The organism is Paraburkholderia caledonica, from assembly GCF_000383275.1.
Taxonomy (GTDB): domain Bacteria; phylum Pseudomonadota; class Gammaproteobacteria; order Burkholderiales; family Burkholderiaceae; genus Paraburkholderia; species Paraburkholderia caledonica.
The window spans coordinates 885,608-900,081 of sequence record NZ_KB911034.1 but is presented as its reverse complement, the minus strand read 5'-3'; the positions used below and the strand labels follow the sequence as shown (position 1 = coordinate 900,081).

At 63.0% G+C, this 14,474-nt stretch carries 12 protein-coding genes; 10 read left to right on the top strand and 2 right to left on the bottom strand.

Annotated features, from left to right (window positions below; genetic code table 11):
• Window positions 1-4 precede the first annotated feature (4 nt).
• Window positions 5-1,336 carry a homoserine dehydrogenase gene (locus H281_RS0104195; RefSeq protein ID WP_020065829.1) on the bottom strand — a complete coding sequence of 444 codons (1,332 nt, stop codon included), beginning with the start codon at window positions 1,334-1,336 and terminating at the stop codon, window positions 5-7.
• 161 nt (window positions 1,337-1,497) lie between these two features.
• Entirely contained in the window at window positions 1,498-2,745 is a 1,248-nt protein-coding gene (locus tag H281_RS0104190; protein ID WP_027804278.1) for a pyridoxal phosphate-dependent aminotransferase, read from the bottom strand.
• Window positions 2,746-3,258: 513 nt separating this feature from the next.
• On the opposite strand from H281_RS0104190, the gene H281_RS0104185 reads away from it, so the two are divergent.
• The 10 genes from H281_RS0104185 to H281_RS0104130 all read left to right on the top strand — a co-directional run bounded on the left by H281_RS0104185 (window position 3,259) and on the right by H281_RS0104130 (window position 14,407).
• A complete protein-coding gene (locus H281_RS0104185) occupies window positions 3,259-3,633 on the top strand; it encodes an Mth938-like domain-containing protein (RefSeq protein ID WP_020065827.1) in 375 nt (124 codons plus the stop codon).
• Between the two features lie 495 nt (window positions 3,634-4,128).
• The gene (locus H281_RS0104175; RefSeq protein ID WP_020065825.1) at window positions 4,129-5,850 is read left to right on the top strand and encodes an ArnT family glycosyltransferase; all 1,722 of its coding nucleotides are present in this window, start codon (window positions 4,129-4,131) and stop codon (window positions 5,848-5,850) included.
• A gap of 25 nt (window positions 5,851-5,875) precedes the next feature.
• Window positions 5,876-6,247 (top strand): SMR family transporter, encoded by a 372-nt coding sequence (locus tag H281_RS0104170; protein ID WP_020065824.1) that lies wholly within the window; start codon window positions 5,876-5,878, stop codon window positions 6,245-6,247.
• Between the two features lie 197 nt (window positions 6,248-6,444).
• Window positions 6,445-7,605, top strand: a complete 1,161-nt coding sequence (locus H281_RS0104165; protein WP_020065823.1) for a DegT/DnrJ/EryC1/StrS family aminotransferase — start codon at window positions 6,445-6,447, stop codon at window positions 7,603-7,605.
• A gap of 6 nt (window positions 7,606-7,611) precedes the next feature.
• Window positions 7,612-8,664: a glycosyltransferase gene (locus tag H281_RS0104160; protein WP_020065822.1), complete on the top strand. Its 1,053-nt coding sequence runs from the start codon at window positions 7,612-7,614 to the stop codon at window positions 8,662-8,664.
• Window positions 8,661-9,596 (top strand): formyltransferase, encoded by a 936-nt coding sequence (locus H281_RS0104155; RefSeq protein ID WP_020065821.1) that lies wholly within the window; start codon window positions 8,661-8,663, stop codon window positions 9,594-9,596. The genes H281_RS0104160 and H281_RS0104155 overlap by 4 nt, the downstream gene beginning before the upstream one ends.
• Entirely contained in the window at window positions 9,593-10,639 is a 1,047-nt protein-coding gene (locus H281_RS0104150) for a bifunctional UDP-4-keto-pentose/UDP-xylose synthase (protein WP_020065820.1), read from the top strand. The genes H281_RS0104155 and H281_RS0104150 overlap by 4 nt, the downstream gene beginning before the upstream one ends.
• A gap of 10 nt (window positions 10,640-10,649) precedes the next feature.
• A complete protein-coding gene (locus H281_RS0104145; RefSeq protein ID WP_020065819.1) occupies window positions 10,650-11,543 on the top strand; it encodes a polysaccharide deacetylase family protein in 894 nt (297 codons plus the stop codon).
• 184 nt (window positions 11,544-11,727) lie between these two features.
• Window positions 11,728-12,189, top strand: coding sequence for a peroxiredoxin (locus tag H281_RS0104140; RefSeq protein WP_020065818.1), 462 nt, complete (start codon window positions 11,728-11,730; stop codon window positions 12,187-12,189).
• Between the two features lie 355 nt (window positions 12,190-12,544).
• Window positions 12,545-14,407, top strand: coding sequence for a PhoH family protein (locus H281_RS0104130; protein WP_020065816.1), 1,863 nt, complete (start codon window positions 12,545-12,547; stop codon window positions 14,405-14,407).
• Window positions 14,408-14,474 lie beyond the last annotated feature (67 nt).

Sequence of the window (14,474 nt, the reverse complement as noted above, 5' to 3'; positions counted from 1 at the left end):
CGGCCTAGTTCAGCGCTTCCATGCGCAGCTTCGTGACTTGCGAGACAACGGTCTGCAACGCTTCGATCGACCTGATCGCCGCATTGACATTTTTTTCAACCGTTTCGTGCGTGATCAAAATGATGTCGGTCTCGCCCTTGCCGTTTGCATCGACGTGCTCCGATTCCTTTTGCAGGAGCGCGTCGATCGAAATGCCGGTGTCGGCCAGAATGCGCGTGATGTCGGCCAGCACGCCCGTCACGTCCGCGACCCGCAAACGCAGGTAGTAGCCGCTCGTCACTTCGTCGATCGGCAGAATCGGTGTGCTCGACAGGCGATCCGGCTGGAAAGCCAGATGCGGCACGCGATGCTCCGGGTCGGCGGTATGCAGGCGCGTCACGTCGACCAGATCGGCGACCACGGCGGACGCCGTCGGCTCCGCTCCTGCGCCCTTGCCGTAGTAAAGCGTGGTGCCGACTGCGTCGCCGTGCACGACGACCGCGTTCATCGCGCCTTCCACATTGGCGAGCAGGCGCTTTTCCGGAATCAGCGTGGGGTGCACGCGCAATTCGATGCCCTTGTCGGTGCGCCGCGCGATGCCGAGCAGCTTGATGCGATAGCCGAGTTCCTCGGCATATTTGATGTCGATTGCGGCGAGCTTGCTGATGCCCTCCACATAAGCGCGGTCGAACTGCACCGGCACGCCGAACGCGATCGCGCTCATGATCGTGGCCTTGTGTGCGGCGTCCACGCCTTCGATGTCGAAGGTCGGATCGGCTTCGGCGTAACCCAGTTCCTGCGCGGCCTTCAGCGCGGTCGCGAAGTCGAGCCCGCGGTCGCGCATTTCCGAAAGAATGTAGTTCGTCGTGCCGTTGATGATGCCCGCGATGTACTGGATGCGATTGGCCGTGAGCCCTTCGCGCAGCGCCTTGATGATCGGGATGCCGCCCGCCACCGCCGCCTCGAACGCGACCATCACGCCATTGGCGCGCGCCGCTTCGAAGATTTCCGTGCCGTGCACCGCGAGCAGCGCCTTGTTGGCCGTGACCACGTGCTTGCGATTCTTGATTGCGCGCAAAACCAGGTCGCGCGCCACGCCGGTGCCGCCGATCATTTCCGCGACGATGTCGATCGAAGGATCGTCGACCACCGCGTTGAAGTCGTCGGTGAGCGCCACGCTCGGCGCGTCAGCGCCCAGCGCCGCGGTCGCCTTCGCCGGATTGCGCACTGCAATGCGCGCCACCTCGATGCCCCGGCCGGCCCGGCGTTTGATTTCTTCCTGATTGCGGCGCAGTACCGTGAAGGTGCCGCTGCCTACCGTGCCGAAGCCCAGCAGTCCAACTTTGATCGGTTCCATGCAGCGTGTTTTCGAGTAAATGTTTAAAAAGTGCCCCCAACCCCGGCGCTTCGCGCCAGGCCCCGAGGGGGTGAGAAAAAGCCGGGCGGCCCGGCGTTTTCTCACGAGGAAACGGGTGTCGGATGCAATGCGCCGCCGAAGCGCGAGTCGCCTATTGTGCGCTAGGCCGTGTGACGTTTGCGATAACCGTCCAGAAAACGCGCGATCCGGTTGATGGAATCCGCGAGGTCGTCGACATTCGGCAGGAACACGACGCGGAAATGATCCGGCGTTTTCCAGTTGAAACCGGTGCCCTGCACCAGCAGCACGCGCTCTTCCAGCAACAGGTCGAGGATGAACTGCTGGTCGTTCTGGATCGGATAAACCTTGGGGTCGAGGCGCGGGAACATGTACAGCGCCGCTTCCGGCTTCACGCAGCTCACGCCGGGGATCGACGTGAGCATGTCGTACGCGAGCTCGCGCTGTTTGTAGAGGCGCCCGCTCGGCACGATCAGGTCGTTGATGCTCTGATAGCCGCCGAGTGCGGTCTGGATCGCGTACTGGCCGGGCACGTTCGGACACAGGCGCATGGACGCGAGAATGCCGAGTCCTTCGAAATAGTCTTTCGCGCTGCGGCGGTTCTCGCCGGTCAGGCCCGAAATGAACATCCAGCCCGCGCGGTAGCCGCAGGAGCGGTAGCTCTTCGACAGGCTGTTGAACGTGACCGTCAGCACGTCTTCCGAGAGCGCCGCCATCGACGTATGCGTCTTGCCGTCGTAGACGATCTTGTCGTACACCTCGTCGGCGAAGATCACGAGCCCGTGCTGCCGCGCTATCTCGATCAGGCCGAGCAGCAGTTCGTCGGAGTACAGCGCACCGGTCGGATTGTTCGGGTTGATGACGACGAGCGCGCGCGTGTTCGGCGTGATTTTCGCGCGGATGTCGTCGAGGTCGGGCATCCAGCGGTTGCCTTCGTCGCAGATGTAGTGCACCGGCGTGCCGCCCGCGAGGCTCACGCCGGCCGTCCACAGCGGATAGTCGGGCGCGGGCAGCAGCACTTCGTCGCCGTCGTTCAGGAGCCCCTGCAACGCCATCACGATGAGCTCGGAGGCGCCGTTGCCAATGTAGATGTCATCCAGCTCGACGCCGTGTACGCCCTTTTGCTGCGTGTAATGCATGATCGCCTTGCGCGCGGCGAACACACCTTTGGAGTCGGAGTAGCCGGACGAGCCCGGCAGATTCAGGATCATGTCCTGGATGATTTCGTCGGGCGCCTCGAAACCGAACGGCGCCAGATTGCCGATGTTCAGCTTGATGATGCGGTGGCCTTCTTCTTCGAGCCGCTTCGCGTGTTCGAGGACGGGCCCGCGAATGTCGTAGCAGACATTCAACAACTTGTTGGATTTGAGAATCGGTTTCACGGCGGGCACTTCATCCTGGTTAATTGGCTTGGAGCCTTGGGCCTGCAGCTTCGGGCGAACGGGCACGGCCGGCGCGGGTCGGGCCGCCCTGCGCGGCCACTTCCCGAGGTTTGGTGCAGAGTCTGCTCGGAACTCTTAGCGGCGGATTGCGCCGATGCACCAGCGAGACCGGCTAAAGCGGGCTAGAGCAGGCCAAAGCGGAACAAAAGCGGAACAAAAGCGGACGAAAAGCGGGCAAAACCAGGGCGCGTGGCCGATAGACCCGCCCCGGATCGTCAGCGCGGCTTGTGGCGGCGCTTGGCGAGAGGCGCCGCTGGGCGGCTAAAAAGTTATAATTTAGCGGATTTTGGCCGACTTCCGCAATGCACCAACCGTAACGGGACCACAACGAACCGTGACGGAACCGCAACGGGAGCTTTTTCGGCCCTTTCGTGTCCCACCGCGTCTGACCGCCCTGCTCGTGCTTGCCACGGCCAGGCCGCCAACACGCATGATGTCTCGCGACGACTTCGGAAAACGAATTTGAAATTACATCAGGATTCCAGCGGCGCCCTCAATACCGTGACCGGTTACGGCGACGGCTATGTCGAAATCAATCTGGTGCGTCATTCCGGCAGCATCCTCGTGCTTCCGGAAGCGCCTGTCATCCCCTGGCCTGTCTCGTCCTTCGAGGAACTGAGCCCCGAGCTTTTCTCGATGCTGGTCGAGCCGGCGCCCGAAGTGGTGATCTTCGGCAGCGGCGAGCGGCTGCGGTTTCCGCACCCGCGCCTGACTGCCGCGCTTACCGCTAAACGCATCGGCGTCGAAACGATGGACTTCAAGGCCGCCTGCCGCACGTACAACATCTTGATGGCCGAGGGCCGCAAGGTCGCGGCCGCGCTGCTGATCGAAGGCTAGCGGGTCTGGCAATTGGTGCGCCGACGCCGTATCTGTTGCGTCGGCGGCTCTGGGTCGACCGCTGCGGCGCGACTTGAGCGGATGCGTTCTGTCGTGGCCCGGAGTGCGCTGGCGACAGTGCTGCTCCAACCGCGCTGGGAGCAGCATCTCACGCGAATTGCAGCACCCCCGCCCTCGCCGGGTCACGGACGATCACGTACACTGCGCGCCATCTACGCGAAGCCGGCGGTCCGGACATCAGCGATTTCGGCTCCCGCTGCCGCCGCTGCGCGAGCCGCTCAGCTCACCGAGGCAGCGGCCAACGCCTGTTCGTAGGGCACCGGTGCCGTACGGCGCACGCAGCGCGCGAAATGCGCCGGCACGTGAGCGGCCATAAGACCTGGCGCGAGCCAAGGCACAGCAGCACAGCAGCAAGCCGCGAAGTCCGGGCCTGCCGCCCATTCCGAATAACAACGCAGCGCCGCCCATGCGGCGTCGCCAGAAAGGTTTAAATCGATGAACGATACGCCGTCGAGGCTACCGCTCAACCGCACCGCGATTCTGCTGCTGGTGCTGGCCCTTGCCGTGATCTGGTTCGTGCCGCTCGGGTGGCGCCATCTGCTGCCGAGCGATGAAGGCCGCTACGCCGAAATGGCGCGGGAAATGTTCGTGACCGGCGACTGGATCACGCCGCGCTACAACGGCTACAAGTACTTCGAGAAGCCGCCGCTGCAAACGTGGGCGAACGCGCTCACGTTCGCGTGGTTCGGCATCGGCGAATGGCAGGCGCGGCTCTACACGGCGCTCACCGGATTTGCCGGCGTGCTGCTGATCGGCTTCACCGGCGCGCGCGTGTTCAATGCGGCCACCGGCGTGTTTGCAGCGCTGGTACTCGCGACGTCGCCCTACTGGAACCTGATGGGCCACTTCAACACGCTCGACATGGGCCTGTCGTTCTGGATGGAACTCACGCTGTGCGCATTGCTGCTCGCTCAGCGCCCGAATCTCGAGACCGCCCGTGTGCGCGGCTGGATGTGGCTGTGCTGGGGTTCGATGGCGCTCGCCGTATTGTCGAAGGGCCTGGTCGGCGTCATTCTGCCGGGCGCCGTGCTGGTGATCTACACGCTGGTCGCGCGCGACTGGGCGGTGTGGAAGCGCCTGCATCTGATCGGCGGCCTCATCGTCTTCTTCGCGATCGTCACGCCGTGGTTCGTGCTGGTGCAGCAGCGCAATCCCGAGTTCCTCAACTTCTTCTTCATCGTTCAGCAGTTCAAGCGGTACCTGACGCCCGAGCAGAACCGTCCCGGGCCGTTCTATTATTTCGTGCCGGTGCTGATCGTCGGCTTCCTGCCCTGGCTCTCGGTGGTGCTGCAGAGTGTGCGTCATGCGTGGCGCCTGCCGCGCCAGCCGAATGGCTTTGCACCTGTCACGATGATGCTGGTCTGGACCGGCTTCATCTTCCTCTTCTTCAGCGCGTCGCATTCCAAGCTGCTCTCGTACACGCTGCCGATCGCGCCGCCCATCGCGCTGCTGATCGGAATGTATCTGCCGCTCGTCACACGGGACCAGTGGCGCCGCCATCTCGCCGGCTATGCACTATTTCTCGTAGTGGCCGCGTTCGTCGCGCTCTTTCTGCCGCGCTTCGGCAGCCAGCGCAATCCCGCCGAGCTGTACGCGCAGTACCGCACGTGGGTACTGGCCGCGCTTGCCGTCGCGTTCGTGCTGACGCTCGCCGCACTTTGGTTCAATCGCCGCAGCCGCGCTGGCAGCCTCGGCACGATCGCGAGTTTTGGCGCGGCGTGGCTGTTGCTCGGCACGATCGCCGGCATCGGCCACGACGTGTTCGGCCGCCTCAGTTCCGGCGCGCCGCTCGCGCCCGCGATCAAGGCGCAGATGGCGAAGTTGCCGGCCGACACGCCGTTCTACTCGGTCGGCGTGCTCGACCACACGCTGCCGTTCTACATCGGCCATACGATGACGATGGTCGAGCATCCCGACGAACTCGCGTTCGGCGTGTCGGTGGAACCGCAGAAGTGGCTGCCGTCGGTCGAGGCGTGGGTCGAGCGCTGGAAGGCCGACCGCTACGCACTGGCACTGATTCCGCCCTCCACTTACAAGCGGCTCCTGAAAGAAGGCCTGCCGATGCAGGTCGTTGCGCAGGACTCGCGCCGCGTCGTCGTAATGAAGCCGCTCGCTGCGGGCGCGGTGGCCGCGCCCGTGGAAAAAACCCAGCAGTAACCCCATATCAGGACCTGAACAACCGATGAACCCCATTTCCCTCTTTTGCATTCTCGCTGGCGTCGCGTTGAACGCCGGTGCGCAGTTGCTGCTCAAAGCCGGAACGAATGCGGTTGGACACTTCGAATTCACCCGTGCGAACATCGTGCCGATCGCCTTTCGCATTGCGACGCAGCCGCCGATCATCGGCGGTGTGGCCTGCTATGTGATCAGCCTGGCCGTCTGGATCGTCGGGCTGTCGCGCGTGGACGTGTCGATTGCCTATCCGATGCTGTCGCTCGGCTATGTCGTCAACGCTTTCGCCGCGTGGTATCTGTTCGGCGAGGTGCTGTCGGTGCAGAAACTGGTCGGCATCGGCGTCATTCTGGTGGGCGTGGTGATAGTCGCGCGCAGCTAGCGCGGCCACGCACCAGGCGCAGCAAAGCTGCCGCAAAGATAGCGTAAGCCGGCATCCGCACCGGCTAAGCAAAACGTAAGGTTGATCGCGGTATGCTCCGCGGTTTGCACCCTTTTTAGTCTTGGCCCGGATTTGCGCGTAGTGTGTGTTCACCGCGCCCCTTCAGGCCGCGGCCCTTTCGATCGAGCGAAGTATTCATGACCCAGTCAACCGTTCCGCCTCTGCCGTTCCTGCCGTTCGTCAAGCCGGAGATCGATGAAGAAACGATCCGCGGGGTAGCCGACGTTCTGCGCTCGGGCTGGATCACCACCGGCCCGCAGAACCAGAAGTTCGAAGCGGCGCTCTCTGAATTCTGCGGCGGCCGTCCCGTGCGCACGTTCAACTCCGGTACGGCGACGCTCGAGATCGGACTGCGCATTGCCGGCGTGGGCGAAGGCGACGAAGTGATCACGACGCCCGCCTCGTGGGTGTCGACCAGCAACGTCATTTACGAAGTCGGCGCGACGCCGGTGTTCGCCGACATCGACCCGGTCACGCGCAACATCGACCTCGACAAACTCGAGAAGGCGATCACGCCGCGCACCAAGGCGCTGATTCCGGTTTATCTGTCAGGCCTGCCCGTCGACATGGACCGCCTGTACGCGATTGCGCGCGAGCACAAACTGCGTGTGGTGGAAGACGCCGCGCAGGCGTTCGGCTCGACTTGGAACGGCAAGCGCATCGGCGCGATCGGCGACATGGTCTCGTTCAGCTTTCACGCGAACAAGAATCTCACGTCGATCGAAGGCGGCGCACTCGTACTGAACAACGAGGACGAAGCCGTCCTCGCACAGAAATACCGGCTGCAGGGCATCACCCGCACGGGTTTCGACGGCATGGACTGCGACGTGCTCGGCGGCAAATACAATCTGACGGACGTCGCCGCGCGCGTGGGCCTCGGTCAGTTGCCGCACCTCGAACGTTTTCTCGCACAACGCAGGAAACTGGCGCGCGCATACTTCGCCGGCTTCGAGGGCGGCGCGGCACTGAAGCTGGGCGTTGGACTGCCGTTCGCCGACTTCGAGAACAGCAACTGGCACATGTTCCAGATCACATTGCCGCTGGAGAAGCTTTCGATCGACCGCGCCGGTTTCATGGGCCAGTTGAAGGAACGCGGTATCGGTTCGGGCGTGCACTATCCGGCCATTCATCTGTTCTCGCTGTACCGCGCCCGCGGCTTCAAGGAAGGCATGTTCCCGAACGCCGAGCGTTTCGGCGCGACGAACGTCACGTTGCCGCTCTTCACACTGATGAACGAAAGCGACGTAGAGCGCGTGTGCCGCGCGGTCAACGAAATTTGCGAACAATACGGAAAATAAGCGGAAATGATTTATACGGAACAACGCGCCGTCGCACCGGAAGTGTCGATCATCATTCCGGTGTACAACGAGGAAGCCGGACTTGCGGCGCTATTCGCGCGGCTCTATCCGGCGCTCGACGCGCTCGGCACGTCTTATGAAGTGATCTTCATCAACGACGGCAGCCGCGACAAATCCCCCGCGCTGCTCGCCGAGCAGTTCCGCGCGCGCCCCGACACGACCCGCGTCATCCTGCTGAACGGCAACTACGGGCAGCACATGGCAATTCTCGCGGGCTTCGAACAGTCGCGCGGCGAGATCGTCATTACGCTCGACGCCGACCTGCAAAACCCGCCGGAAGAAATCGGCAAGCTGGTCAACAAGATGCGCGAAGGCTTCGACTACGTCGGCACGATTCGCCTGCAACGTCAGGACAGCTTGTGGCGCCGCAAGGCTTCGCGCGTGATGAACCGTCTGCGCGAGCGCATCACGCGCATCAAGATGACCGATCAGGGCTGCATGCTGCGCGCGTACAGCCGCCACATCATCGACACGATCAATCGCTGCGGCGAAATCAACACGTTCATTCCGGCGCTCGCGTACACCTTCGCGCAGAATCCCGTCGAGATCGAAGTCGCGCACGAGGAGCGCTTTGCCGGCGAATCGAAGTACTCGCTCTATTCGCTGATCCGACTGAATTTCGACCTCGTGACCGGCTTCTCAGTCGTGCCGCTGCAGTGGCTGTCGTTCATCGGCGTGATCCTGTCGCTCGGCTCCGCGGCGTTGTTCGTGCTGCTGCTGATACGGCGCTTCATCATCGGGGCGGAAGTTCAGGGTGTGTTCACGCTCTTCGCCATTACGTTCTTCCTGCTTGGCGTGATCATCTTCGCGCTCGGGCTGCTCGGCGAATATATCGGCCGGATCTATCAACAGGTGCGCGCGCGTCCGCGCTATCTGGTGCAGACCATTCTCGAACAGCGCGACGGCGCGGCCGTGGTTGAAATGCCGCGTCAAACCGTCGTGCAGGCGATTCAACCGGCGCCGCTCGCCGACCATCAAGGCGAGGGCCCGAACCGATGAAACCGCGCGCCGTCGTATTCGCGTATCACAACGTCGGCGTGCGCTGCCTGCAGGTACTGCTCGCGCGCGGCATGGACGTGGCGCTCGTCGTCACACACGAAGACAGCCCTACCGAAAACATCTGGTTCGGCAGCGTGGCGACGGTCGCGGCCGAGCACGGCATTCCTGTGGTCACGCCCGCAGACCCGAAGAGTCCCGAATTGCGAGCGGCCGTCAGCGCGGCACATCCCGACTTCATCTTCTCGTTCTACTACCGCCACATGCTGCCGGTCGATCTGCTCGCGCTCGGCGCGCGCGGGGCCTACAACATGCATGGCTCACTGTTGCCGAAGTACCGTGGTCGCGTGCCCACCAACTGGGCGGTGCTGCACGGTGAAACCGAAACCGGCGCGACGCTGCACGAAATGGCCGCGAAGCCTGACGCGGGCGCGATCATCGCGCAAACGCCGGTGCCGATTCTGCCCGACGACACCGCGGCGCAAGTGTTCGACAAAGTCACGGTGGCCGCGGAACAGACGCTGTGGCGCGTCCTGCCGGCGTTGCTCGCCGGCGAAGCGCCGCATCTGCCGAACGATCTTTCGCACGGCAGCTACTACGGCGGGCGCAAGCCGGAGGACGGCCGCATCGACTGGACACAGCCGGCTCAACAGGTCTACAACCTGATCCGCGCAGTCGCGCCGCCCTATCCCGGCGCGTTCACCGACATCGACGGCCGGCGTTTCGTTGTCGCGCGCGCGCGGCTTGCGGCGCCGGGCGCGCTTCGCCCGGATTTGCCGCCGGGCCTGCACGTAGGCGATAATGGCGTTTTCGCGATATGCGGCGACGGTCGCGCGATCGCCATCCACGAATTGCGGCATCAGCACGACGGCACTGAAACCGTCGTCACTCCGGCCACATTCGCCCAGCTCATTCAAACTCCCCGACATTTATGAAGAAAGTCCTGATCCTGGGTGTGAACGGCTTCATCGGCCATCACCTGTCCAAACGCATTCTCGAAACGACCGATTGGGAAGTCTTCGGAATGGACATGCAGACCGAACGTCTGGGCGATCTCATCAATCATGAGCGGATGCACTTCTTCGAAGGCGACATCACGATCAACAAGGAGTGGGTCGAATATCACGTCAAGAAGTGCGATGTGATTCTGCCGCTGGTCGCGATCGCCACGCCGGCTACCTACGTGAAGCAGCCGCTGCGCGTGTTCGAACTCGACTTCGAAGCGAACCTGCCGATCGTGCGTTCGGCGGTCAAGTACGGCAAGCATCTGGTATTTCCGTCGACCTCCGAGGTCTACGGCATGTGCACGGACGAGCAATTCGATCCGGAAGAATCGCAACTGTCGTACGGTCCGATCAACAAGCCGCGCTGGATCTACGCGTGCTCGAAGCAGTTGATGGACCGCGTGATCTGGGGCTACGGCATGGAGGGTTTGAACTTCACGCTGTTCCGTCCGTTCAACTGGATCGGCCCGGGCCTCGACTCGATCTACACGCCGAAGGAAGGCAGCTCGCGCGTGGTCACGCAGTTCCTCGGCCACATCGTGCGCGGCGAGAACATCAGCCTCGTCGACGGCGGCGCACAAAAGCGCGCGTTCACCGATATCGACGACGGCATCGGCGCGCTGATGAAGATCATCGAGAACAAGGACGGCGTCGCAACGGGCAAGATCTACAACATCGGCAACCCGACCAATAACTTCTCGGTGCGGGAACTCGCGCACAAGATGCTGACGCTCGCCGCGGAATTTCCGGAATACGCGGACACCGCGAAAAAAGTCCAGCTGGTCGAAACGTCGTCGGGCGCGTACTACGGCGCCGGCTATCAGGACGTACAGAATCGCGTGCCGAAGATCGACAATACGATGCAGGAACTCGGCTGGGCGCCGAAGTCCACCTTCGACGAAGCGCTGCGCAAGATTTTCGAAGCGTATCGCGGCCACGTCGGCGAAGCACGCGCGCTCGTCGAACAGCAGTAAGGGCTGATCCTTGGCCCGAATCGTCCTGAAGATCGACGTCGACACGCTGCGCGGCACACGCGAAGGCGTGCCGAATCTCGCGCGTATTTTCGACCGCTTCAAGGCGCGCGCTACTTTCCTCTTCAGCCTCGGCCCCGATCACACTGGTTGGGCGATGCGCCGTGTGCTGCGGCCGGGCTTTTTGCAGAAGGTGTCGCGCACGTCGGTGGTCGAGCACTACGGGCTCAAGCAGTTGATGTACGGCGTGCTGCTGCCGGGACCGGACATTGGAGCCAAGGCGTCGGCGGAAATGCGGGCGATCCACGAAGCCGGTTTCGAGTGCGGCATTCATACCTGGGATCACGTGTACTGGCAGGACAACGTGCGCTCGAAAGATCGCGCGTGGACGTCGGCGCAAATGCAGAAAAGCCGCGACCGTTTCATCGAAATCTTCGGTGCGCCGCCCGTCACGCACGGCGCGGCCGGATGGCAGATGAACGGCCATGCGTTCGAGCAGATCGACGCGTGGGGCATGCACTACGCGTCCGACGGCCGGGGCCATTCGCCGTATTTCCCTGTGGTCGACGGAAGAACGCTCGCGCATGTGCAGATGCCGACCACGCTGCCCACGCTGGACGAAGTACTCGGCGTGGACGGCGTGGACGAACACAACGTCGCGGCCTTCATGCTGAAGCACACAGAAAATAATCCGCACGATCAGGTGTTCACGCTGCACGCGGAACTCGAGGGCCAGAAGCTCGCGCCGAACTTCGAACAGTTACTGGAAGGCTGGCGTGCACAAGGCCACACGTTTGCGACCATGGGCGATTACTACGCCACGCTGGACCGCGGCGCGCTGCCATCGTACCCTGTTACGTGGGGCGAAATTCCAGGGCGCTCCGGCGAGCTGATCGTCCAGCCGTGACTGGCCGCCCGGCATGCTGACTTCACGCAGCCGTTGAGTTGCTGTCCGGCAGCCCGTCCTGACGACCCGACCGCCACGCGAGAACATGCGCGCACCGGTAGCCCCTTCCCCCAACTCGATGCCAGGCCGACGCCGCCTTGTCGGATTCACACCGCGCCGCCGCCTATAACAACCGGAGAACCTCGTGTCCATCGCAGTCGACCAACCCATCCCCGACTTCACCGCTCCCGCCACCGGAGGCGAGATCACGCTGTCCAAACTGCGGGGCAAGAAGGTGGTGCTGTATTTCTATCCGAAGGACAACACACCCGGCTGCACGACCGAAGGTCTGCAGTTCCGCGATCTCTATCCGAAGTTCAAGAAGGCCGGCGCGGAAATCATCGGCGTGTCGCGCGACAGCCTGCGCTCGCATGACAACTTCAAGGCAAAGCTCGAATTGCCGTTCCCGTTGATCTCCGACCCGGAAGAAAAGCTGTGCGCGCTCTTCAACGTCATCAAAATGAAGAAAATGTATGGCAAAGAAGTACGGGGAATCGAGCGCTCCACGTTTCTCATCGATAGTGACGGCGTGCTGCGCACGGAGTGGCGCGGCGTGAAAGTGCCCGGGCATGTCGACGAGATTCTGGAGGCTGTACAAGCGCTTTGAGGCGCGTTATATTGGGTTGCAATGAGTGCCTGTCCACCCCAAAATTTTCGTCGCTGCGCCACATTCGACGGCTGCTTTGCCGGATTCATCGGGTCCGTCGGAGTCGTCAGGCGCAATGCGAACACCGTAGGCGAGCCGCTTGCCCCGTACGCCGGGGCGGCGGCTTTTTTATTGCGCGCAGCCGTTCGTTCACTCGGCCGCGCGTTCATCGTTAAGGAGCCGATCGAAGACCAGGCGAACCGGCATCTCTAGACCGAATGCGCGCCTCCGGGCGCAAACTGCGTGCGCAACATCGGCACGGGCAGAATGCGACAGGCGGCGCACGATATGTGACCCGATTATTTCGAGGGAAACCATGCCTTTGCCTACCCCCCCCAGCAAGCTCGGCAATCTCCTGCCGCCTGACGAATACAAAGCCAAAGCCGCCGCACCGGCGCGCTCCGCTTCGAAGAAACAGGCCGAAGGCGAATCCGCAGAGCCGGCCGATTACGGCCGCGCGAACGTCGCCACACCCATGGCGCACGCTGCCAATGCCGCGACCACGTTGCGACCGGTGCCGGCATCGTCGGCGGCCGTAACGGGGACCGCAGCCGACGAGGCCGTTCAGGCACGCGGCACATCGGGCTCCGGTCGCAAGACGAGGCAAACCGCCGCGCTGCTGCAACCGGTTCCCGCTGCCCGTCCGCAAGCCGAACCCGCCGCCGAGCCGCAGCCGGCCGTCGCACGCACGCCGAGCGCGAAGCAGCCCACGGCGAGCACGCCGGCCGCCGCGCCTACCGCGCGCGGCACGAGTAAAAAACGCGGCACCGCCGCCGAGCCGGTCGAAGTCCAGAAGCTCTTCGTGCTGGACACGAACGTGCTGATGCACGACCCGAGCTGCCTGTTCCGTTTCGAGGAACACGACGTCTATCTGCCGATGATGACGTTGGAAGAACTCGACAACCATAAGAAAGGCATGTCGGAAGTCGCGCGCAACGCTCGTCAGGTGAGCCGCACGCTGGACGCACTGGTCGCGAACGCGGGCAACATGTCTGAGGGCATTTCGCTCGCGCGTCTGGGCAGCCGCGAGGCGTCCGGGCGTCTGTATTTCCAGACCAAGCTGACCGCGATCGAACCGGTTGAAGGTCTGCCGGAAGGCAAAGCCGATAACCAGATTCTCGGTGTCGTGCGTGCGTTGCAGCGCGACCGGATGGATCGCCAGGTCGTGCTGGTGTCGAAAGACATCAACATGCGCATCAAGGCGCATGCGCTCGGCCTGCCCGCCGAAGATTACTTCAATGACCAGGTGCTCGAAGACAGCGACCTGCTGTATTCGGGCATCCGCGCGCTGCCGCAGGATTTCTGGACCAAGCACGCAAAGGGCATGGAGAGCTGGCAGGACACCAAGACGGGTACTACGTATTACCGTGTGACCGGTCCGCTGTGCCCGTCGATGCTCGTCAACGAATTCGTTTATCTCGAGCCGCAGAACGGCGAGCCGGCGTTCCACGCGTTGGTGCGCGAGTTGAACGGCAAGACAGCGCTACTGCAAACGCTGCGCGACTATGGCCATCACAAAAACAACGTGTGGGGCATTACGGCGCGCAACCGCGAGCAGAACTTCGCGCTGAATCTGTTGATGAACCCCGAGATCGACTTCGTGACGCTGCTCGGCCAGGCCGGCACCGGCAAGACACTCGTTGCGCTCGCGGCGGGTCTCGCACAGGTGCTGGACGACAAGCGCTATAACGAGATCATCGTGACGCGCGCCACGGTGCCGGTTGGCGAAGACATCGGCTTTCTGCCCGGCACGGAAGAGGAAAAAATGCAGCCGTGGATGGGCGCCTTCGACGACAACCTCGAAGTGCTGCAGAAAACCGACGACGCAGCCGGCGAATGGGGCCGCGCCGCGACTCAGGAACTGATCCGCTCGCGCCTGAAGATCAAGAGTATGAACTTCATGCGCGGACGGACGTTCGTCGATAAGTATCTGATCATCGACGAGGCGCAGAACCTGACGCCCAAGCAGATGAAAACGCTGGTCACCCGCGCGGGTCCCGGCACGAAGATCATCTGCCTCGGCAATATCGCGCAGATCGACACGCCTTATCTGACGGAAGGCAGTTCGGGCTTGACGTATGTGGTCGACCGTTTCAAGGGTTGGGCGCACAGCGGTCACGTGACGCTCGCCCGCGGCGAGCGTTCGCGCCTCGCCGATTACGCGTCCGAAATCCTTTAAGAATCAATTAGCTGGCTGTACCTCAGAGCCGCGCACGGAACATTCCGGGCGCGGCTTTTTCATTGTC